The sequence below is a fragment of the Marinobacter sp. F4216 genome (assembly GCF_019931195.1).
In the GTDB taxonomy this organism is placed as follows: Bacteria; Pseudomonadota; Gammaproteobacteria; order Pseudomonadales; family Oleiphilaceae; genus Marinobacter; species Marinobacter suaedae.
This window is the reverse complement of record NZ_JAIOUO010000004.1, coordinates 455,451-474,846: the sequence shown is the minus strand read 5'-3', so window position 1 is coordinate 474,846 and position 19,396 is coordinate 455,451. Positions and strand designations below refer to the sequence as shown.

Sequence of the window (19,396 nt, the reverse complement as noted above, 5' to 3'; positions counted from 1 at the left end):
CGTCAGATAGCGGACTTCCTAAATTACACCTCGGCCCAGAAGCGTTGGAGATTGGCCAGTGACTTGGTCAGCAGGTCGAACTCGGTGGTTTTGCCTTCCCGTTCGAACAGCTTGCGCCGCGCGGTATCCAGGTCAAACAGCACTTCCCGCTGGGCCGGGTCCCGAATGGTGCTCTGGATCCAGCCAATGGCAACCCGACGTTGACCCCGGGTTACTGGCGCTACCCGATGCAGAGTCGATGAGGGGTACACCACGGCAGACCCGGCAGGTAGCTTGTAAGACTGTTCCCCTGCTGATGTCTCCGTCATCAGCTCGCCACCGTCGTACGTCTCAGGATCATCGAGGAACAGGGTGAACGAAACGTCGGTGCGAATCCTCCCGGCGCCACGTCCCATAACCGGGTCGTCTACATGATTGCCGTAGGTCATGCCGTCCCGGTAGCGGCTGAACAGAATGGGTGTCATTTTTGCGGGCCGAACAGCCATCTGAAACAAGGGGTGCTCGGTCAATGACTTTTCCACACTGGCCCGCAGGGCCTTTGCCGAATCATCGGACACCTGCATTTGTTCATTGTTCTTGACCAGCCGAGCGTGCCAACCCGCGGTTTTCCGACCATCCTCAAACTGACCTGAGTCCAGCGCAGTTCGAACCTCACGCAACTGCTGGTCCGAAAGAATATTGCCGATGCACAAGATCATGGGAATACCTCGTAAATAAGAATTATTTGCAATTGAGGGTTATGATGCCTCATTATCAGCCACCAATAAATAGCCGGTTCATTTCCGGGTGCCAAATAACGTGATTCAGGAGATTGTGATGAAAAACCAGAAGCTGAAATTGTGGACGGGCATCGGTGTAGCCACGATGCTGGCCAGCGGCGGTGTTGTTGCTGATGAACACGGCAATGCACAGGACGAAGAAATGATGACCTCCGGCAAGCACCACGGGGGTGAAGGCGGCGAGTACCATGGTGGCGAAGGTGGCGAACACCACGGCGGTGAAGGTGGCGAACACCATGGCGGTGAAGGCGGCGAGCACCACGGCGGCGAAGGCGGCGAACACCACGGCGGCGAAGGCGGTGAACACCATGGCGGCGAATACGGCGAGCACCATGGCGGTGAAGGCGGTGAAGGCGGTGAAGGCGGTGAAAAAGGTGGGCATCACGGTGGCGAAGGCGGTGAACACCATGGTGGTGAAGCTGGCGCTGCATTCAGCTACTTTGCCAGCGGCGGAGAAGGCGGAGAAGGCGGAGAAGGCGGAGAAGGCGGAGAGGCCGGCAACTCTGTATCCGCTGTTAGCTCCGATGGCGCCTACACCGCCATGATTTCAATGATGCAAGGTCACATGATGGCGGCCCGCGAACTGATCAAGGCGGGTGAGGTGGCCGAGGGCCGCCCACATCTGACCCACCCTTGGGTTGAAGTGTATCCGATGGTGGAAGAGGGCCTTGAGCATCGCGGTCAGAAGGGCATGGGGCCGAAGCTTGAGCGCCTGGCCGAAAAAGCTGGCGATGCAAACAGCTGGGATGACATTCAGGGCGATTTCCAGACTGCCTGGGTGGCCACTGAGGAAGCGCTGAATGGCGTGAATGATCGGGGCGAGGTTAGCCCGGCGACCGTCTCCAGGGTGGTGCTGGCCCTGACCAAACAGGCCGTGCTTGAGTACGATGAGGCGCTGGAAGACGGTGAGTTTGTAGCTGTTCACGAATACCAGGATGGACGTGGCTTCGTTGAGGCGGCCCGGAATTACCTGAATGACCGGCAGAGTGTTCTCACAAACGCCAACAAGGAAGCCTGGCGCGACGCCAATAAGGCGCTGGATAACCTCCAGAAAGCCTGGCCGACGGCTGTACCGCCCAAGAAACCGGTATTGGAGGCATCAGAGCTTTACTCGGCTCAGGCACGCCTGGAGCTGGCTCTGGCACCTTACCTTTACTGATCCGGAGGGAATACCGGGGCATTCAGTGCCCCGGTTTTATGCTTCGACAACGCTGCTCAATCCACTATCGCTTCGTTTTCGCCATCCATTCCGCTGATGCACACGGTATTTCGGCCTTTCTCCTTGGCCTGATAGAGCGCGCGATCTGCCCGCCGGAGAATGGCGTCGCAGTTGTCGTCTGGCTGGCACAGGTAACCACCCACGCTCACGGTCACTGCCAGGCCGGTTTTCCGGCTTTCCTGTTCCACCAGCAAACGGATCCGCGCGGCTATCTGTTCCAGGGTCTGTTCGTCGCAAGGTGAGAGCACCACCACAAATTCATCACCGCCCCAGCGTCCCGGGTGATCGTAGGGCCGAACACCGACTTTCAGCCACAGGGAAACCCGGCACAGGATTTCATCGCCGACCTGGTGGCCATGCTGATCGTTAATGGTTTTGAAATGGTCAATGTCCAGCCAGAGCACGCCGAAGCCCGTGCCCTGCCGCTTGGCGCGTTCGATTTCCTCTTCCATGACTTCGTCCAGACCTCGCCGGTTCTTCAGCCCGGTGAGCGGGTCAATGCGGGCAAGGCGACTCAGTTCGTCCGTGCGGGCTGCGACCTTGCGCTCCAGTTCCCGGTTGGATTGTTCGAGAGAGCGAGTCATTTTCTCGAAGTGATCGGCCAGGCGACCAATTTCGTTGTCGGGCTTGTCCAGTCTCGGTAATTCAAAGCTGCCTTCGCGCACTTTTTTCACGGCGCCTTCCAGGGTCACGATTGGCTTCAGGATCCGTGAGCGGATCACAATGTGCAGGACCAGCAGGCTCAGAAGCAGAGACGCCAGGAAAATGCCAATCAGGGGCCAGAGGTAGCTGCGGGGTAACAGGGTTTCCAGGTCCAGCAGGGTGACTTCGAACCAGCCAATGGAAGGCAGGAAGGCGGCGCTGGCCAGTTGGGTCCGGCCGTCTATGGTGACCAGGCCGCTTTCCACCTCACCTTCGGTGCCGGGTTTTTGTTTCAGCATCTGGAGCATGCCCAGTATCTGCTGCTTGTCCTCCGGATCGTTGAACAGCCCGTCGATGGTTGCGTTGGGCGTGTTGCCGATCAGGCCGGCGACATTCAGGTAATTGCGCTCCCGGTAGAGTTCAATGGTACCGTTGTAATTGACGAACAGGGTGGTCAGGCCCTGCTGGCCCACATCACCGATGTCCTCCAGCAGGGTAGCCAGCTCAACGCCGGTACCCATGACGCCGAGGATCTGGTCGTTCTCGTCCTTCATCAGGACGTCGATCCAAAGTTTCGTGACTCCCAGTTCGGTGTCGTGATTGACGTCCAGGCTCAGATCCCGCGCTTCATTAACCAGGGTGAAAAACCAGCTGTCGTCGGCGTCGTCGGGGTCGAGCAGGTACTTGAACGGGGTGTCGGTATCGTTACCGGCGTTGTAGTAGTAATGACGGTTGGCTAGCAGGGCAACGAAGTAACTCTTGTCACTGACGCTGGAGCGGAATTCTTTCAGCTGGCCCAGGGCTTTCGCCTTGAGGGCCGGATCGTCTGGCTGGTGCGCCCATTGAATCATGACCGGAGCGTTGGCCATCTTCTGGGCCAGGCTGATTTCACGCTCCAGTGATTGTACCAGGCGTGCACTGTCGTAGCGGACCTGTACTTCGGCCACCTGCTGGCCCCAGCGTTGGACCAGATGTTCTGAGAGCTGTTGATAGGCGAGCCAGGACGCGCCCGACGCGGCAAACAGCAGGCCGGCGATCAGGCCCAGAAGGCGGGTTTGCAAGCTCAAGAAGGAATTCCCGTCAGTTTCTCTTCTAACACTGGTAAGCATAGAACAGCTATTCAGCACCATGTAGAAAAACTGACAGGTAATGGCACCTTAAGAAAGACGGAAAGGGTGCTTTGACGCCGGTCGAGGCGTCACCAGCTCTCGATCCGGACCCTCAGTGATAGTCGGCGAAGACCCGAGTCTGTCCCTGCTCATTGAACAGCAGGACCTGATAGGGGTCTTTGCGATCGCCCGTCTCCATGCCCGGTGATCCCACCGGCATGCCGGGAACGGTGAGCCCGCGGGCCTGAGGGGCCTCCTTCAACAGCCTGTGGATATCGCTGGCCGGAACATGGCCTTCGATTACGTAATCACCCACGAAGGCGGTATGGCAGCTGGCGAGGCCACGGGACAGGCCCGCCTCAACCTTGATGGGGTTGAGATCGTTGGTGTCAGTCACTTCCACATCGAAGCCATTGGCCTCCAGATGCTCGACCCAGTCAGCACAGCAGCCACAGGTCGGGGATTTGTACACATGGATGTCGTTGGTGGTCTCCTCGGCCATCAGCGGTGAACTGAGACCGAGGCTGAGGGTCAGGGCGATACTCGCAAATGGTTTTTTCATCGGTTTTATCCCATCGGTTGTTCAGTGGTGATCGTGGTGCTGTTCTCCGGTGCCGGCTGAGGGCGCCAGCCAGAACCACCACACAATGGCCGCCATCAGGGCAATACCTGCGGCATTAACCAGTAACGTTCCAATCATGATTGAGTCTCCTTGTGACCCTGTGAGTCCCCGCTGGTTCGAAACCAGCGCAGCCGGTTGGCATTGGACACCACCGTCACCGAAGACAGCGACATGGCCGCACCCGCCAGTATCGGGCTCATCAGAATGCCCCAGATCGGGTACAGGATACCGGCGGCGACCGGAATGCCCAGGGTGTTGTAGGCAAACGCGCCGAACAGGTTCTGATGAATATTCCGTACGGTTGCCCGGGAAACTTCGATGGCATCCGGCACGCCGTGCAGGGAGCCCCGCATCAGTGTTATGCCCGCGCTTTCGATGGCGACATCGGTGCCTGTGCCAATGGCAAAGCCCACATCGGCGGCGGCCAGCGCTGGCGCGTCGTTGATGCCATCACCGACCATGGCCACGGTGTAGCCCTTGCCCCGCATGGCGCTCACCACTTCCGCCTTGTCCTCGGGCATCACTTCGGCCCGGAATTCATCGATGCCGGTCTGTGCGGCGATCGCGCGGGCGGTCCCTTCGATGTCACCGGTGACCATCATCACCCGAACGCCTGCGTCGTGCAGTCGGGCGATGGCGTCCCGGGAATCCTCCTTGATGGCATCGGCCACACCGATCACCCCCAGCGCTTTATCGCCCAGTGCCAGGAACAGCGGGGTACCGGCGTCGTCGATGATGGCTTGGGCTGCGTCGTCCAGCTGAGTCAGTGCCACGCCTTCGGATTCCAGCCAGCGGCGATTACCCAGCCGGAGGACCTCACCCTGTGACCGGGCGCGGACGCCCTGGCCATTCAGAGCCTCGAAACCCTCGGTGTCCTCGGGTTGGAGATTCAACTCTTCGGCCTTGCGCACGATGGCGTCAGCCAGCGGGTGCTCGGAATGTCGTTCCAGACCCGCTGCCAGGCTCAGCAGGGTGTCCTCATCGCCATCGACGGCGTGCACCTTGGTCACGGAGGGATGGCCCTCGGTGATGGTGCCGGTCTTGTCGAGGATCACCAGATCCAGCTTGCTGGCGGTCTGCAGCGCATCGCCCTGGCGAATCAGTGCACCGTATTCGGCGGCCTTGCCGACACCCACCATGATCGACATGGGGGTTGCCAGTCCCAGCGCACAAGGGCAGGCGATGATCAGCACGGTGGTGGCGGCGACCATCATATGGGCGACCGCCGGTTCCGGGCCCACGTTGTACCAGGCCAGCGCCGCGACCACAGCAATGAGCATGACCGCGGGCACGAACACCGAGGAAATTTTGTCGGCCAGTTTACCGATGGCCGGTTTCGAGCCCTGGGCCTGTTTGACCAGCCGGACAATCTGCGCCAGGGCGGTCTGCGACCCGACCCGGGTGGCCTCGAACACGATGGCACCATGGGTGTTCAGGGTGCCGGCGGATACCTCGTCACCGGTCTGCTTGGTCACCGGCATGGGTTCACCGGTCAGCATGCTCTCATCGATGCGGGTTTCGCCTTCGGTAATCACGCCATCCACCGGCAGCTGTTCGCCGGGCCGAACCCGGATATGGTCTCCGACTTTCACTTCGGCCACAGGAACTTCACGTTCGTCCCCATCGCGAATAACCCGGGCTGTCTTGGGGCGCAGATCCAGCAGCCGTCGGACCGCCTCGGAGGTTTTGCCCTTGGCACGCAGTTCCAGTGCCTGGCCGAGGTTGATCAGGCCAATGATCATGGCTGATGCTTCGAAATACACATGCCTCGCGGCTTCGGGAACCAGAGCCGGAAGGCTGGCCACCACGATGGAATAGAGCCACGCGGTCCCGGTGCCCAGGGCGATCAGGGTATCCATGTTCGCATTGTGGTTGCGGAAGGCCTTCCAGGCACCGGTGTAAAAGTGCCCGCCGGTGGCAACTATGACCACCAGCGTCAATGCGCCTAGGATTAACCAGGTGCCTTGATTGGCTTCGGTGATCATCATGGAGCCAAAACCCATGCCCCAGATCATCAGGCCCAGCCCGAGTGACAGACTGATGGCCATTTTGACCAGCAGGCTACGGTACTCAGCCTGGTCCTTCTGCTGCTTTTCGGCATCCGCTTCGTCGGCATCCTCAATCACCGATGCGCCATAGCCAGCCCGCTCGATGGCTTTTACCAGCGCGCCCGGGTCAGCCTGACCGCGCACCGAGGCGGTGTTATCGGCCAGATTCATGTGCGCCCCGGTGATTCCGGGCACCGAGTTGAGTGCCTTCTCGATGGTGTTCACGCAGGAAGCACAGGTGGCTCCGGTGACCGCCAGGGTGATCTGATCTCCAGAGTCATCGCCACTGCCGTGATCGTGGTGCGAGTCGTGGCCACTGCTGGCCCCGGACTCGGGCTTTTCCCCGACCTTCTCCGCTTTGCTGGCGCAACAGGCCGCTGGCTGGTCGTCTTTTTCCGCCAGTGGGCTGGCCGGATAACCGGCTTCGGACACCCGTTTGGCGGCCTGCTCTGGATCAATGTCATCGGGGAGCGCGATGGTCTGATTCTGGAGGTCCACCTCGATCAGCTCGGCGTGCCCGGTCAGGGGCTCCAGCGCCGCACGGATTTTCTTCACGCAACCTTGGCAGGTGGCCCCGGACACCGATAATGCCGGATGCAATGTGACGGACGTTTTCATGATGCGCACTCCCTGCTGTCTGGTGCGTCGTCCCAGTGTTCAATCAGCTGGCAGATGGTATGGCCATCGGGGGTGCCATCGGGCATATCCTTCCAGGCGCTCAAGGCAGATCGCATGCGTCCGCGCAATTGCTGAAGTTCCTCGATCTGGCGCTCCACTTCGGTCAGGCGCTCCTCGAATACGTCCCGCACCATGGGGCAGGGGGAGTGGTGATCATCGGCCTGCGCCATGATGGTTCGGATTTCCGGAAGCGAGAAACCCAGCTGTCGGGCTTTGCGGGCGAACCTGAGACGGCGGAGGTCGTCGGCGTTGAACAACTGGTAATTGTTGTCCGGATCCCGCTGTGGCGTTAGCAGACCCTCGCGGGTATAGAAGCGGACGGTGTCCGGACTGACCTCTGCGGCTTGCGCTATGTCTTTGACTTTCATGGGGCGGCTCCCCTTGTATGGCAGTCGTAAAGCATCCGAGGGGTGACCAATGTGCCAGCCTCGGAGCACTCAGTAAGCATAGCGTAAAACCTGTGAGTAACTCACAGGTCAAGCGTGTAATTAAGCGCTGATTACCGGGAGTGCAGGAAGGTACCGCAGTTTTTGCACTGGTCGGGGGCCATCAGTTTGGCCTGCCAGCCGATTTTCTGGCCACACGCCGGGCAGGCCAGCCGGAGCTGTAGAATGATGATGGGGGTTATGATGAGCGAAATCAGCACGCCAAGGGGGCCCCAGCTGTCGCCGCTGGACAGTCCGAGCTGGCTGCTGAACACCAGCAGGATGACAAGAGCAACGAAGGCAACAATGAAATAATTCCGGTTCCAGCGCTCCCAGCGCCGGATAAGGTAGTCCTGTTCCGGAGTCAGGTATTTCGGGGTCATAGGTTCGATTCCAGCTCACGATTCCTGATGTGGGTGCCCCAATAGTGGGGGCACCCATGACGGATTACAATCCGGAATCGGCCGTGGCTCCGGCAATCTGGGCATCGGTGGTCATGGCGGCCAGCCGGTACGCTGTGTCTGGTTGGTGGTAGGGCTAAAAGGCGTCTGAGAAGGATTTTGCCGTCAGCTGCTGGATTCGTCCCCTAAGGGAAATACCGAAGGCGCCGTCAGCGAGGGGATGGGCAATTTCCCGCTCCATGCCCGCTTCAGCGGTCTGCGCCCCCAGATCCACAACCCGTGGGGTCATGGGGTTCTTGTTGGCATCCAGGAGGATTTCCACCCGGGGCTTGAGCTTTCGGCCAGGATGGGTGGCCACCACCAGCGCGACTTCGCCGGAGTTCAGCTCCACCAGGCTGCCGGGCGGATACACGCCGATCATGCGAATGAACCCTTCCACCATGCCGGCGTCGAACTGCTGCCCGCGGTTTTTGTACAGGATGGAGATGGCTTCGGAGGCAGACAGACCATCCTTGTAGCAGCGGTCACTGGTGATGGCATCGAACGAGTCCACGATGGCCACCAGGCGGGAGTAACGACTGATCTGCCAGTCCGCCAGCTGATGGGGGTAGCCCTGGCCATCCATGCGTTCATGGTGATGGCTGCTGACGTCGCTGATGATCGGGTCTAGCTTGCTGTCGGCTTTCAACAGCTCATAGCCCAGGATGGTGTGCTCCTGCATGATCTGCATTTCTTCCTGGGTCAGGGTCCCGGGCTTATTCAGAATGCTTTGGGGCACCTTGAGCTTGCCCAGATCGTGCAACAGGCCGCACATCCCGACGGTTTCCAGATCTTTGTCCGGCATGCCAAGGAAGCGGGCAAAGGCGATGGAGAAAATGGCAACCCGCAGGCAGTGTTCGGCGGTGTAGGCATCCCGACTTTTAATCCGGCTCATCCAGAACATGGCACTGGCGTTGGCCTGAATACTCTCGACGCAATGCTTGATGATGGGCCGGGCTTCGTCGAAGTCCAGATCGTCACCCGACTCGAGGTCCCGGGTCACCTTGTCGATGAACTGCTGGCCCTGGATCCAGGCTGCCCGGGCCCGGGGCATTTCCTCGGCCAGAGAGCGCGTTTCGGGCAGTGGCCGGGTGGCCATTTCCTTGCGCAGGACCACGCGGTCCAGGATGGGGTTCAGCCGTTCTTCTTCGTCCTCGACAAGCACCCAGTCACAGTATTGCCGGAGAATGTCCGCCTGGGAATCGTCCGACAGTACAAACCCCTGGAACAGTACAGGTACCTCGTTCCACGGACGGTCCAGCTTGATGATGATCATTCCGCGCTCAAGCAGATCGACGGGCATGCGGACGCGGCGAAGAGAGGATGTCGGTTCCTGGCTCTGTTGCGAACCAGTTTTCCGGACTTGTGATGGCTTGGTGTGGGCTGCGGGTGTGGCAGCATTGCTGGATTTACGTCGGAACCACATGGCTCTACCAGTCTTATTAGATGTTTATCCAAAGTATGGCAGAGACCTACCGGGTGTCATTGTCAGTAGGAATAAGTGTGACACGTGTCACATTTTGGCGACGAAAAAGTCTCGGGTAAGTGACCACCATCAGGCCCGCTGACGGTGGTCACCGGGGTCTCAGCCCCGTTGCGCAACCAGCTGCAGGAACTCGTTGCGTGTTGCCTGGGATTTGCGGAACTGTCCCAGCATTACGGAGGTTTTCATCTTCGAGTTCTGTTTTTCCACGCCCCGCATCATCATGCACATGTGCTGGGCTTCGATCACCACGGCGACGCCCTTTGCGTTGGTCACATTTTCGATGGCCTCGGCAATCTGGCGGGTCAGGTTTTCCTGGATCTGCAGCCGGCGGGCATACATATCGACAATACGGGCGAACTTGGACAGCCCCAGAACCCGGCCCTGAGGCAGGTAGGCGATGTGGCACTTGCCGATAAACGGCAGCATGTGGTGTTCGCACATGCTATACAGCTCGATGTCTTGCACCACCACCATCTCATCCATGGCGGACTCGAAAACTGCGTTGTTCACCAACTCGTCAAGGCTCTGGTTGTAACCCTGAGTGAGAAACTGCATGGCCTTGGCCGCACGCATGGGCGTGTTTTGCAGACCCTCGCGGTCGGTGTCTTCACCCAATCCATCAATAATGGCTTTGAAGTGTCCGGCAAGGTCGTCTAGAGGGGTGCTCATAATCTGTTCCGATGCTGTGTCGTTCGGGGGGCAAGCTTAAGCCAATTTGATCTGTATCTCCACGCCTGCAACGGTTGTTACCTATGAAAATTCCCCTGGCTTAGGCGTCTTTGACAGCCAGCAGAAGGGCTATAGAAGGTGGCGGTGGAATGCTATACAGTCTGAACTTTGGAACCTCGCCGGGGATAACGCATGGAACAGGTATTCACCGATGACCCTGGCGCTGCTCAGACGGTGCGGGAATCGGGCACCTTGGAGTGGTGGCAGCAGGGAGGCAAGTGGTTCAGTTACGATGGCCACGCCATTTTCAGTCGCATGGCGGGACAGGGCGATGCTTTGGTCCTGCTGCACGGTTTTCCGACCTCCAGTTGGGATTGGAGCCGGATATGGCCCATGCTCAGTCAGCAGTTCAACGTTCTGACGCTGGACATGCTTGGTTTTGGGTTTTCCGACAAACCCGTTGAATACACCTACAGCATCGAGGATCAGGCCGATCTTTTCCAGGGCTGGATCGACGGACTTGGACTGAGATCGGTGCACCTGTTTGCCCATGATTACGGCTGTAGCGTGGCGCAGGAGCTGATGGCCCGGGAGCAGGAAGGCGTGCTGCCCTTTGGCATTGATAGCGTGTGTTTCCTTAATGGTGCCCTTTTCCCCGAGGTGCATTCGCCCCTGCTGATACAGAAACTCCTGAAGAGCCCTCTCGGTGGGCTCTTCAGCCGGGGACTGACCCGCCGTACCTTCGAACGCAATTTCCTCCGCTTGTTTGGCAGCCAGAATCCGCCCGGTCGGATCGATCTGGACGATTTCTGGTACCTGATCACTTACAACAACGGCCGGGGCATTCTGCACCACCTGATCCAGTTTATGGAGGAACGTCGCTGCCACCGCAACCGCTGGGTGGGGGCACTGCAGAAAACTTCCCAGCCCATGAGACTGATCTCGGGCACTGCCGATCCGGTGTCCGGGGCGGCGATGGCAAGGCGTTATCGGGAACTGGTGAAGAATCCGGATGTGGTCGGTTTACGAAACGTCGGGCACTACCCCCATGTCGAGTGCCCCTGGGAGGTATTCACCAACTACCGGGATTTCAGAAAAGACATTGCCCGGGAGGGTTGAATCAACCCTAACTGGTGGCCGGGGCAGGCTGGCCTGAAGGATCCGGTGCCTGATCCGAAGGACTGTTGGGTGCGATCTCAACGCGATTACGGCCCCGTGCTTTCGCTTCGTAAAGCGCCTGGTCAGCGCGATTCAGCCATGCGGACCAGGTCTCGCCCCGGCAGACTTCCGCCACACTCACGCTGGCCGTTACCCGTATTTCGTTGAAGAACGGTTTTGACCGTATGGTCAGAAGCAACTGGTTTGCGAGATTTTCGGCGTCTTTCTGTCGGGTTTCCGGCAAAAGGACCATGAATTCCTCGCCGCCGATTCGAAACAGCTGGTCGGTTTCCCGAAGCCGGCCACGGATTCGAGTCACCAGCTCCTGCAGAATCCTGTCCCCTGCCAGGTGACCCCATTGGTCATTCACGGCTTTGAAAAAATCCAGATCGATCAGTACCGCGCTGGATACCCGTTCGTAGCGTTCCCGCATCTGGATCTGGTTGTTCAGAAGATCGGAAAGCTGTGATCGATTCAGGCACCCGGTGAGTGGGTCGGTGGTCGCCAGGCGGACCAGCTCCTGCTGAATCTTGCCCACCAGCCAGGCAGACACCAGGGCGAACAGGCAGGTCAGCGCCAGGGAAAAAGTGATTCGCCAGACGTCGGCTTCCGGAAAAGTGAGGTACGACACCACGGCCAACAGGATAAGGAAAAGAATATTGCTGGCGATGGCTTCTCTCAGTGGCAACAGGAAAAAAAACACGACTGCAATCGGATAGGCCCAGTACAGGCCGATATGGCCGTTGACGGCTGTGGAATAGACCGAGCACATTATGGCCAGCAGAGGGAACAGGCGGCCTTTCAGAAAATAGGTGCCGCGGAAATGCAGAAAACCCATGACCAGCAAGGCGTTTAGACAGAAAAGCAGGAGCAGCGCAGTCAGCAGCAGGTGGTCTTGCTGCCATCGGATTATCAACAGCGGTGCCGCAGCGATCAGGGTCCAGGAATACAGATGAAAAACCAGTCTCTGCTTGAATTTGAGAACTGCAAGTGTCGGCCCTGAGGATGGCGAGTAAGGGTTATTGGCAAGGTCCACAGCATTCTCCGGCCGCAAGATACAGCGTCTGTCCGCTTCCGGGACAGATCTTGTTGGATCTCCAAAGTCTAGCATGGGTTACGTTAAGCCGGTCCGTTTCGATTCGTTAATGGACAGGTAGGGCGTTGTATTCAGTTGGCCGCCACCTTCGCGCTTGGTTACACTCCGGGATTCACTTAGGGAGAGCTTTATGACCGCCATTCATACCAGGATGCCGTCGCTGACCATCCGGGCCGGCCGCCGGGCCTTGCAGCGACTGAAAGACACCCCGCTGACACCGGCCGATGTTCATGTTGTTCCCGGTGCCGCCGGTGGCCCCAAGGCGCTGGGCATCAATGGGCTGGACAAGGCTGTTTTTGGTGACTGGCTGCCTAGGGTTCCCCAGGAGCGTGCACTGATTGGTTCGTCTATTGGCAGCTGGCGGTTTGCTGCGGTGGCTTCGACCGACGATCCCAAGGCCCAGCTCGATAAGCTGGCGGAGTTGTACACATCCCAACGCTTTGCCAAAGGTGTCAGCGCGGCCGAGGTGACCCGCAAGAGTGTGCAGTTCCTGGATGAGTTGCTGGATGGCCACCAGGACCAGATCCTCAATCACCTCTGGTATCGGCTGAATGTGGTGGTGGTCAGAAGTCGCGGGATGCTGGAACACGACAGCCGGGGGCGTCTGGCTCTCGGTCTGATGCAGGTGATCAGTGCGAACATGGTCAGCCGGCGACACCTGGGCCGGTTCATGGAGCGGGGTATCATCCACGACGCCCGCCTGCCTTTGCCCGTGGCCAAACTGGTGGATTTCCCCAGCCACCAGGTGGCGCTGACCCGGGAAAACCTGTTGCCGGCGCTGCTGGCCTCGGCCTCGATTCCCATGGTGATGTCCGGCGTCAGGAACCTGCCCGGTGCCCCTGAAGGGGTTTATCGGGATGGCGGCCTGCTGGATTACCACCTGGATTTGCCCTACGAACAACCCGGCGTGATTCTCTACCCTCACTTTACCGACAAAGTGGTGCCAGGCTGGTTCGACAAGAGCCTGCCCTGGCGCCGTGGCGATGCCACGCGCCTGCAGGATGTCGTGCTGGTGGCGCCTTCTCGCGAGTACCTGGAATCACTCCCGGATCGGAAACTGCCTGATCGGAAGGATTTCGAGAAGTACGCTGGTGATGATGCTGGCCGGGAGAAGGCCTGGCGCAAGGCGGTGGCCGAAAGCGAAAGGCTGGGGGATGAATTCCTGGAACTGACCGAATCCGGCAAGCTCGCCGAGGTGATTCGCCCATTGTAGGGCGTCAGGCCGTTTCGGGCTGTCGAGCGGACAGCCCGGCGGCAAAGACGGTGGCCAGCACTACCATGCCGGTGGATACCCACAGACAGGCTTCCAGTCCGTAAACCTGGTAAATCCAGCCTGAAAGCACCGTGCCCAGCAGCCGTCCGGCAGCGTTGGACATGTAGTAGAAACCCACATCCAGTGACACCCCATCAGCACGGGCAAAACTCACGATCAGATAGCTGTGCAGTGAGGAGTTGACGGCGAATACCGCGCCAAACAGCAGCAGCCCGCCAACCAGCGCCAGTTCTGAGTTGATGCCCAGCCACAGGGCGAGGGCAATGCCTGCGGGGACCACACTGAGCATGGCCGCCCAACGAACGGCAGCCTGTGAGCCCATACCGGTAAACCGGGGGGCGATGGTTTGAATAAACCCATAGCCAATGATCCAGCAGGCCATGAACGTCCCCACCTGCCAGAAATCCCAGCCCAGAACGGTTTTCAGGTAGACCGGCAGGGCTATGACGAACCATACGTCCCGCGCGCCAAACAGGAACAGTCGGGCGGCTGATAGCAGATTGATGGCCGGGCTCTTGGAAAACAGGTCTTTGAATTTCGGCTTGGCCTTGCTTCGGCCCAGGTCCTTGCCGAGCAGGAACAGACTGCTCAGCCAGATCAGTAGCAACGCCGCTGCCATGCTGGCCACCGCACCAGCAAACCCGATGGTCATCAGCAGCGCGCCGCCGAGGAAAAAGCCCACCCCTTTGAGCGTGTTCTTGGAGCCTGTCAGTAACGCGACCCATTTGTACAGCTTGCCCTGTTGAGCATCATCGACCAGTAGTTTGATACCGCTCTTGGCCGACATCTTGTTCAGATCCTTGGCGATACCGGACAGACCCTGAGCGGCCATCACCCAGGGGATGGTCAGCAAGCTGGCGGGCACGGCCAGCATGCCCAGAGCCACAATCTGCAGCAGCAAACCCAGATTCATGGTCCGGTTGAGCCCAATTCGGGCGCCCAGATACCCTCCGGCAAGATTGGTCAGCACGCCAAAGAACTCGTAGAACACGAACAGCAGGGCCAGCTCCAGCGGAGAATACCCGAGCTGGTGGAAATGCAGTACCACCAGCATTCGCAGGGCGCCATCGGTCAGGGTGAAGGCCCAGTAATTACCGGTGATGATCAGGTACTGGCGAGTAGCGGGTGTCACGTCAGGCCAGGCCCACCTTGCGCAGCAGTTCGGCGGTCCGGTTGGCGTAGCCCCATTCGTTGTCGTACCAGGCGTACAGTTTCACCTGGGTATCGTTCACCACCAGGGTGGAGAGGGCATCGATAATTGCCGAGCGGGGATCGGTGCGGTAGTCGATCGACACCAGTGGCCGCTCCTCGTAGCCCAGGATGCCCTCCAGCTCACCTTCGGCGGCGTCACGGAGCAGACTGTTCACGGTGGCTACATCCGTGGGCGTTTCTACCTCGAACACACAGTCCGTGAGCGAGGCATTGGTCAACGGTACTCGGACGGCATGGCCATCCAGCCGGCCTTTCAGCTCCGGGAAAATTTCGATGATGGCGGTGGCCGAACCGGTGGTGGTCGGGATCAGCGAGCTGCCGCAGGAGCGGGCCCGGCGAAGATCCTTGTGGGGAGCGTCAATGATGGTCTGGGTGTTGGTGAGGCTGTGAATGGTGGTCATCGAGCCATGCTTGATACCCAGCTTTTCGTGAATCACCTTGACCACCGGAGCCAGGCAGTTGGTGGTGCAGGACGCGGCCGTGACGATGCGGTCGGTGGTGGGGTCGAACAGGTTGTCGTTGATGCCCATCACGAGGTTTTTGGCGCCCGCTTCTTTCACCGGGGCCGTCACCACCACACGATTGACCCCTTGACCCAGATAGCCCTGGAGCAGGTCCATCTTGCGCATGACGCCACTGGCTTCGATCACCACATCGCAACCGGACCAGTCGGTTTCGCCGATCGACCGATTGTGGGTCACCCGGATTTTCCGGTTGTCGATCAGCAGGTGGGTGCCATCGGAGGTGGCTTCCCGATCCCAGGTCCCGTGGACACTGTCAAAATTCATCAGGTGTGCCAGGGTGGCGGCATCGGCGCCCGGATCGTTGATGGCGACAAAGTCGATCTCGGGCCAGTCCCAGGCCGCTTTCATGGTCAGCCGCCCGATGCGGCCAAATCCGTTGATGCCTACTTTGATTCGGTTCATGGTTCCGTTATCCAGATTGTCTGCTGAAGTCACCTGTCGCGGCGCGCGGGAGCATTAAACCATAAGCCTGTGACAGAAACCTGACAAGGGGAGTGGCCCATCTATACTGAGCCAGGGTGATACCAATGCATGGAGGGATCTGATCATGGCTGACGAAAAGCCGCACATAGCGCGCAAAACCCCCTGTTCTGTGCTCGTGGAGCCGGGTAAGAACTACATGTGGTGTGCCTGCGGGCGAAGCGAGAAACAGCCTTTCTGCGACGGGTCCCATAAAGGCACCGGGTTCACGCCGGTCAAATACACGGCAGAAAAAGAAGAGTGGGTATGGTTCTGCGGCTGCAAGCAGACCGGCAATCCGCCCCTGTGCGATGGCACCCACAAGACCCTGGATTAATGTCCCTGGCTAGGCGAGGCGCTGATCCGGAAGCCGGCGAGGCCGTGCAGCGGGTCCTGCAGGGCCAGAATCCGCAGCGTCACCGGGATGGACGTTTCCGTGCCTTTGTGTCGCAATGACACATCCACACGCTCTACCGCATGATCGCTGCGCGCCGACGCCAGGGCGAGCCTGAAATTCTCCTGGCCCGTTGTTTCCACCAGTTGCTCAAAGGGCGTCCCGAGCAGGTCGGACGGAGCCTCGCCGATCAGTTCCGCGGTTTGCGGGGACGCGAAGCCAATGGTTCCCTGCTCATCGAGTTCACAGATCATCCCTCCGGATAAGGCAACCAGATCCCGGCTGCGCAGCTCGCTGTCGTTCAGTGCCTGCCGGAGGATGTTTTTTTCGGTTTGCAGGTTGTTGATTTGCTGGTCCGAATGACGGGTTTGCTCACGCTGCTTGTAACCGAGGCTTGTCGCCAGCTTGAGGCGGCGACACAGCCACAACGACAACACGACGCCGACCAAGGTGATCAGCAGGCCATTGGCCCAGATACGGGTGGCGGCCTGGGTCGCATCGCCTTCGAGAAAGGGTTCGGCGGGCAGAGTGGTAAGCATCCAGTTGTTATCGCCGGAACGGATCTCGCTGCGCAGTGTTCGGCTGGCATCGACGGGGGTCCCGGCCCGGATATGCAGCAGTGGCTGCTTGGTGTGCCGGGCAAGGGTATCCACCCGCACGCCCATATTCTCCGGCAGTGCCTGATAAATCACGGGCCGAAGCCAGTCGTTGTTCTGGCCGGCTTCGCCATTGTTGCTATTGGTCTTTTCCCATTGCTGGGCACGAACCAGATTCACCAGCATCTGGTGCTGGGCCTGATATCGAGATTCGGCCTGGCTGCGGGCGCGCTCCGCCTCCAGATGGGCCGTCAGCGTGGTGGTTGCCAGGCCAGTCAGAAGAATCGCCAGCGGCACCCAGAGCCCGGGCGAGGTCTTCCCGGGGGGCGGAGGTGAGCCATTGGTGCGTTCCATGGGAGATTCCTGACGTATGCGGGCAATGCCAACGTGTTGCCGTACCTCCTAACTGTAGTCCAGCGTGGGGAATCCTGGGCCAGATTCAGGCCCGGGTTTGTGCCGTGCTGCCATACACCAGCAGGAAGGTCAGGAAGGCGGTGACTACCGAGGACGGACCGGCGGGTGTGTCGAGATACCAGGACAGGATCAGGCCACCGGTTACTGCGATGGCACCAAAGACCATGGCCAGGCCCACCATATGCTCCGGATTCCTGGCCAGCCGGCGAGCGGTGGCTGCAGGGATAATCAGCATGGCGGTGATCAGCAGTACACCGACGATCTTCATGGCAACGGCAATGACCAGGGAAAACATCAGCATCAATGCCAGGCGCAGGCGCTCGACGGGCAGACCTTCCACTCGAGCCAGTTCCTCGTGGATGGTGCTCATCAGGAGCCCGCGCCAGAGCAGTGCAAGCAGGGTGAGGATCACCACAGCGCCACCATAGATCCACGCCAGGTCGCCCCGGCTCATGGCAAGCAAATCGCCAAACAGCAGCCCGGTAAGATCAACGCGCACATCCGGCATGAAGCTTAGGGTGACCAGGCCTATGGCAAGGGCACTGTGGGCTAGGATACCCAGTAGCGTGTCCGTGGCGAGCGCCCGGGTGCGGGACAGCAGCACCAGCGCCGTCGCCAGCACCACACAGGTGATGATGACGCCAACATGCAGCGGCAGGCTGACCAGGAAACTGAGCGAAATGCCGAGCAGGGCGGAGTGTGCCAGGGTATCGCCGAAGTAGGCCATCCGTCTCCACACCACAAAGCAGCCCAATGGCCCGGCGACCAGCGCAATACCCAGGCCGCCCAGCAGGGCACGCCAGAAAAAATCGTCCAGAATGGCATCAAGGATGGGCATGGCCGGAGCACTCCTTGTGGGCCAGATGGCCATCGTCGCCTTCCACCACATCGCCGTGCAGGTTGTGGGCGTGGTTGTGATCGTGGTGATAAACCGCCAGTGATCGTGCGACGTCGTGGCCGAAGGTTTCGATAAAGGCCGGGTCCTGGGAAATATCCGCCGGGTGGCCGCTGCAGCAGATGTGCTGGTTCAGGCAGATGACACGGTCGGTAGCCGCCATCACCAGATGCAGGTCGTGGGAGATCATGATCACCCCGCAATTCAGCTCATCCCGTAGCTGGCGGATCAGCTGGTACAGGGAGGCCTGACCGTTGATATCCACCCCCTGAGCGGGTTCGTCCAGCACCAGTAGGTCCGGGCGCCGAACCAGTGCCCGGGCCAGCAGCAGCCTCTGCCGTTCACCGCCGGACAGGTGATGCACGGAGGCGTTGAGCAAGTGACCCACGCCGGTTTTGTCCAGTGCGGCCCGACACTCCGACACTGAGTGGCCGGTCAGCATCATAAACCGTTTGACACTCAGGGGCAGGGTGGACTCCAGAACAAGGTGCTGGGGTACGTAGCCAATCACCATGCCAGGCACCAGCCGGACTTCCCCGGCACTGGGCTTCTGAATGCCCAGTACCGACTTGATCAGGGTGGTTTTCCCGGCGCCATTGGGGCCGATGATGGTAATGATGTCGCCCCGGTGAACACTCAGATTGACCTGATCAACCACCGGACGGTCATCGAAGGCCACGGTCAGGCCATCGAGGGTTACAAGCGGGTCAGTCATGATCAGCGTTCGCCTGGCATCGGGGACAGACTCCGGACATTTCCAGGGTCAGGTCATTGAGTTCAAAGGATTCGGACCTGGCGGCCGAGTGAATCGCCGCTGACACCGATGGATCCGAGACTTCCAGAACGTTCCCGCAGTTACAGCAGATGAGGAACATCCCGGTGTGGTGTTCGCCGGGGTGCGTGCAGCCAATAAAGGCGTTGAGCGAGGCAATCCGATGAACCAGTCCGTTCTGCAGGAGAAAATCCAGCGCACGGTAAACCGTCGGCGGTGCCGCGCTCTGCCCTTCATCGGAAAGCTGGGCCAGCACATCGTAGGCCCCTAGTGGCTTATGGGACTGCCAGACAAGCTCCAGCACCCGCTCCCGGGTGGGTGTCAGGCGGGTGCCGCGTTCCCGGCAGATGGTGCGGGCATCGGCCAGTGCCTGGCTGACACAGGCGTCATGATCATGGGGGTGGTAGGGCAGGGATTGGGTAACCATGGTGGGTGTCCTGCAAAATTTGAAACATTATAACATTTTGCAGAATGGCCACCATGGCC

The 19,396-nt window shown here is 59.7% G+C and carries 19 protein-coding genes; 4 read left to right on the top strand and 15 right to left on the bottom strand.

The annotated features are described in order from the left end of the window. Positions 1 to 23: 23 nt before the first annotated feature. Positions 24 to 698 (bottom strand): Fe2+-dependent dioxygenase, encoded by a 675-nt coding sequence (locus K8I84_RS11630; RefSeq protein WP_223794927.1) that lies wholly within the window; start codon positions 696 to 698, stop codon positions 24 to 26. A gap of 118 nt (positions 699 to 816) precedes the next feature. Between K8I84_RS11630 and K8I84_RS11625 the strand changes: the two genes are divergently transcribed. Further along, on the top strand, positions 817 to 1,938 hold the full coding sequence (locus K8I84_RS11625; RefSeq protein WP_223794926.1) for a hypothetical protein: 1,122 nt from the start codon (positions 817 to 819) through the stop codon (positions 1,936 to 1,938). A 56-nt stretch (positions 1,939 to 1,994) separates the two neighbouring features. Here the strand turns inward: K8I84_RS11625 and K8I84_RS11620 are convergent, their stop codons facing one another. The 7 genes from K8I84_RS11620 to folE all read right to left on the bottom strand — a co-directional run bounded on the left by K8I84_RS11620 (position 1,995) and on the right by folE (position 10,117). Continuing rightward, positions 1,995 to 3,707 carry a sensor domain-containing diguanylate cyclase gene (locus tag K8I84_RS11620; protein WP_223794925.1) on the bottom strand — a complete coding sequence of 571 codons (1,713 nt, stop codon included), beginning with the start codon at positions 3,705 to 3,707 and terminating at the stop codon, positions 1,995 to 1,997. 154 nt (positions 3,708 to 3,861) lie between these two features. Further along, complete coding sequence (locus K8I84_RS11615; RefSeq protein WP_223794924.1) at positions 3,862 to 4,311, bottom strand: DUF411 domain-containing protein; 450 nt, start codon at positions 4,309 to 4,311, stop codon at positions 3,862 to 3,864. Between the two features lie 134 nt (positions 4,312 to 4,445). Beyond that, positions 4,446 to 7,037, bottom strand: a complete 2,592-nt coding sequence (locus K8I84_RS11610) for a heavy metal translocating P-type ATPase (RefSeq protein ID WP_223794923.1) — start codon at positions 7,035 to 7,037, stop codon at positions 4,446 to 4,448. Continuing rightward, a complete protein-coding gene (locus K8I84_RS11605) occupies positions 7,034 to 7,465 on the bottom strand; it encodes a MerR family transcriptional regulator (RefSeq protein WP_223794922.1) in 432 nt (143 codons plus the stop codon). Before K8I84_RS11605 ends, K8I84_RS11610 begins: the two co-directional genes overlap by 4 nt. A gap of 131 nt (positions 7,466 to 7,596) precedes the next feature. After that, positions 7,597 to 7,905: a hypothetical protein gene (locus K8I84_RS11600; protein ID WP_223794921.1), complete on the bottom strand. Its 309-nt coding sequence runs from the start codon at positions 7,903 to 7,905 to the stop codon at positions 7,597 to 7,599. A gap of 154 nt (positions 7,906 to 8,059) precedes the next feature. Further along, positions 8,060 to 9,265 (bottom strand): HD-GYP domain-containing protein, encoded by a 1,206-nt coding sequence (locus K8I84_RS11595; protein ID WP_223794920.1) that lies wholly within the window; start codon positions 9,263 to 9,265, stop codon positions 8,060 to 8,062. Between the two features lie 282 nt (positions 9,266 to 9,547). After that, positions 9,548 to 10,117 carry a GTP cyclohydrolase I FolE gene (folE, locus tag K8I84_RS11590; protein ID WP_223794919.1) on the bottom strand — a complete coding sequence of 190 codons (570 nt, stop codon included), beginning with the start codon at positions 10,115 to 10,117 and terminating at the stop codon, positions 9,548 to 9,550. A 192-nt stretch (positions 10,118 to 10,309) separates the two neighbouring features. On the opposite strand from folE, the gene K8I84_RS11585 reads away from it, so the two are divergent. Next, entirely contained in the window at positions 10,310 to 11,236 is a 927-nt protein-coding gene (locus K8I84_RS11585) for an alpha/beta fold hydrolase (RefSeq protein ID WP_223794918.1), read from the top strand. Between the two features lie 7 nt (positions 11,237 to 11,243). Here the strand turns inward: K8I84_RS11585 and K8I84_RS11580 are convergent, their stop codons facing one another. Then, a complete protein-coding gene (locus tag K8I84_RS11580; RefSeq protein ID WP_223794917.1) occupies positions 11,244 to 12,311 on the bottom strand; it encodes a GGDEF domain-containing protein in 1,068 nt (355 codons plus the stop codon). A 190-nt stretch (positions 12,312 to 12,501) separates the two neighbouring features. Between K8I84_RS11580 and K8I84_RS11575 the strand changes: the two genes are divergently transcribed. Continuing rightward, entirely contained in the window at positions 12,502 to 13,584 is a 1,083-nt protein-coding gene (locus K8I84_RS11575; protein ID WP_223794916.1) for a patatin-like phospholipase family protein, read from the top strand. Between the two features lie 4 nt (positions 13,585 to 13,588). Here the strand turns inward: K8I84_RS11575 and arsJ are convergent, their stop codons facing one another. Together arsJ and K8I84_RS11565 are read right to left on the bottom strand one after the other, a co-directional pair. Next, positions 13,589 to 14,776 (bottom strand): organoarsenical effux MFS transporter ArsJ, encoded by a 1,188-nt coding sequence (gene arsJ / locus K8I84_RS11570; RefSeq protein WP_223794915.1) that lies wholly within the window; start codon positions 14,774 to 14,776, stop codon positions 13,589 to 13,591. A 1-nt stretch (position 14,777) separates the two neighbouring features. Then, entirely contained in the window at positions 14,778 to 15,782 is a 1,005-nt protein-coding gene (locus tag K8I84_RS11565) for an ArsJ-associated glyceraldehyde-3-phosphate dehydrogenase (RefSeq protein ID WP_223794914.1), read from the bottom strand. A 145-nt stretch (positions 15,783 to 15,927) separates the two neighbouring features. On the opposite strand from K8I84_RS11565, the gene K8I84_RS11560 reads away from it, so the two are divergent. Next, on the top strand, positions 15,928 to 16,176 hold the full coding sequence (locus tag K8I84_RS11560; protein WP_223794913.1) for a CDGSH iron-sulfur domain-containing protein: 249 nt from the start codon (positions 15,928 to 15,930) through the stop codon (positions 16,174 to 16,176). Here K8I84_RS11560 and K8I84_RS11555 read toward each other — a convergent pair. From K8I84_RS11555 to K8I84_RS11540, 4 genes are all read right to left on the bottom strand, one after another. Then, positions 16,173 to 17,183 (bottom strand): PAS domain-containing protein, encoded by a 1,011-nt coding sequence (locus K8I84_RS11555; RefSeq protein WP_223794912.1) that lies wholly within the window; start codon positions 17,181 to 17,183, stop codon positions 16,173 to 16,175. The two genes, K8I84_RS11560 and K8I84_RS11555, sit on opposite strands and share 4 nt — an antisense overlap. Before the next feature lie 85 nt (positions 17,184 to 17,268). Further along, the gene (locus tag K8I84_RS11550) at positions 17,269 to 18,081 is read right to left on the bottom strand and encodes an iron chelate uptake ABC transporter family permease subunit (protein WP_223794911.1); all 813 of its coding nucleotides are present in this window, start codon (positions 18,079 to 18,081) and stop codon (positions 17,269 to 17,271) included. Beyond that, on the bottom strand, positions 18,068 to 18,853 hold the full coding sequence (gene znuC / locus K8I84_RS11545; protein WP_223794910.1) for a zinc ABC transporter ATP-binding protein ZnuC: 786 nt from the start codon (positions 18,851 to 18,853) through the stop codon (positions 18,068 to 18,070). Before znuC ends, K8I84_RS11550 begins: the two co-directional genes overlap by 14 nt. Continuing rightward, positions 18,846 to 19,337, bottom strand: coding sequence for a Fur family transcriptional regulator (locus K8I84_RS11540; protein ID WP_223794909.1), 492 nt, complete (start codon positions 19,335 to 19,337; stop codon positions 18,846 to 18,848). The genes znuC and K8I84_RS11540 overlap by 8 nt, the downstream gene beginning before the upstream one ends. Positions 19,338 to 19,396 lie beyond the last annotated feature (59 nt).

Coding starts and splice junctions, on each gene's coding strand:
- K8I84_RS11630 (WP_223794927.1), bottom strand. CDS start 698: ATGATCTTGTGCATCGGCAATATTCTTTCGGACCAGCAGTTGCGTGAG.
- K8I84_RS11625 (WP_223794926.1), top strand. CDS start 817: ATGAAAAACCAGAAGCTGAAATTGTGGACGGGCATCGGTGTAGCCACG.
- K8I84_RS11615 (WP_223794924.1), bottom strand. CDS start 4,311: ATGAAAAAACCATTTGCGAGTATCGCCCTGACCCTCAGCCTCGGTCTC.
- K8I84_RS11610 (WP_223794923.1), bottom strand. CDS start 7,037: ATGAAAACGTCCGTCACATTGCATCCGGCATTATCGGTGTCCGGGGCC.
- K8I84_RS11605 (WP_223794922.1), bottom strand. CDS start 7,465: ATGAAAGTCAAAGACATAGCGCAAGCCGCAGAGGTCAGTCCGGACACC.
- K8I84_RS11600 (WP_223794921.1), bottom strand. CDS start 7,905: ATGACCCCGAAATACCTGACTCCGGAACAGGACTACCTTATCCGGCGC.
- K8I84_RS11595 (WP_223794920.1), bottom strand. CDS start 9,265: ATGCCCGTCGATCTGCTTGAGCGCGGAATGATCATCATCAAGCTGGAC.
- folE (WP_223794919.1), bottom strand. CDS start 10,117: ATGAGCACCCCTCTAGACGACCTTGCCGGACACTTCAAAGCCATTATT.
- K8I84_RS11585 (WP_223794918.1), top strand. CDS start 10,310: ATGGAACAGGTATTCACCGATGACCCTGGCGCTGCTCAGACGGTGCGG.
- K8I84_RS11575 (WP_223794916.1), top strand. CDS start 12,502: ATGACCGCCATTCATACCAGGATGCCGTCGCTGACCATCCGGGCCGGC.
- K8I84_RS11565 (WP_223794914.1), bottom strand. CDS start 15,782: ATGAACCGAATCAAAGTAGGCATCAACGGATTTGGCCGCATCGGGCGG.
- K8I84_RS11560 (WP_223794913.1), top strand. CDS start 15,928: ATGGCTGACGAAAAGCCGCACATAGCGCGCAAAACCCCCTGTTCTGTG.
- K8I84_RS11555 (WP_223794912.1), bottom strand. CDS start 17,183: ATGGAACGCACCAATGGCTCACCTCCGCCCCCCGGGAAGACCTCGCCC.
- K8I84_RS11550 (WP_223794911.1), bottom strand. CDS start 18,081: ATGCCCATCCTTGATGCCATTCTGGACGATTTTTTCTGGCGTGCCCTG.
- znuC (WP_223794910.1), bottom strand. CDS start 18,853: ATGACTGACCCGCTTGTAACCCTCGATGGCCTGACCGTGGCCTTCGAT.
- K8I84_RS11540 (WP_223794909.1), bottom strand. CDS start 19,337: ATGGTTACCCAATCCCTGCCCTACCACCCCCATGATCATGACGCCTGT.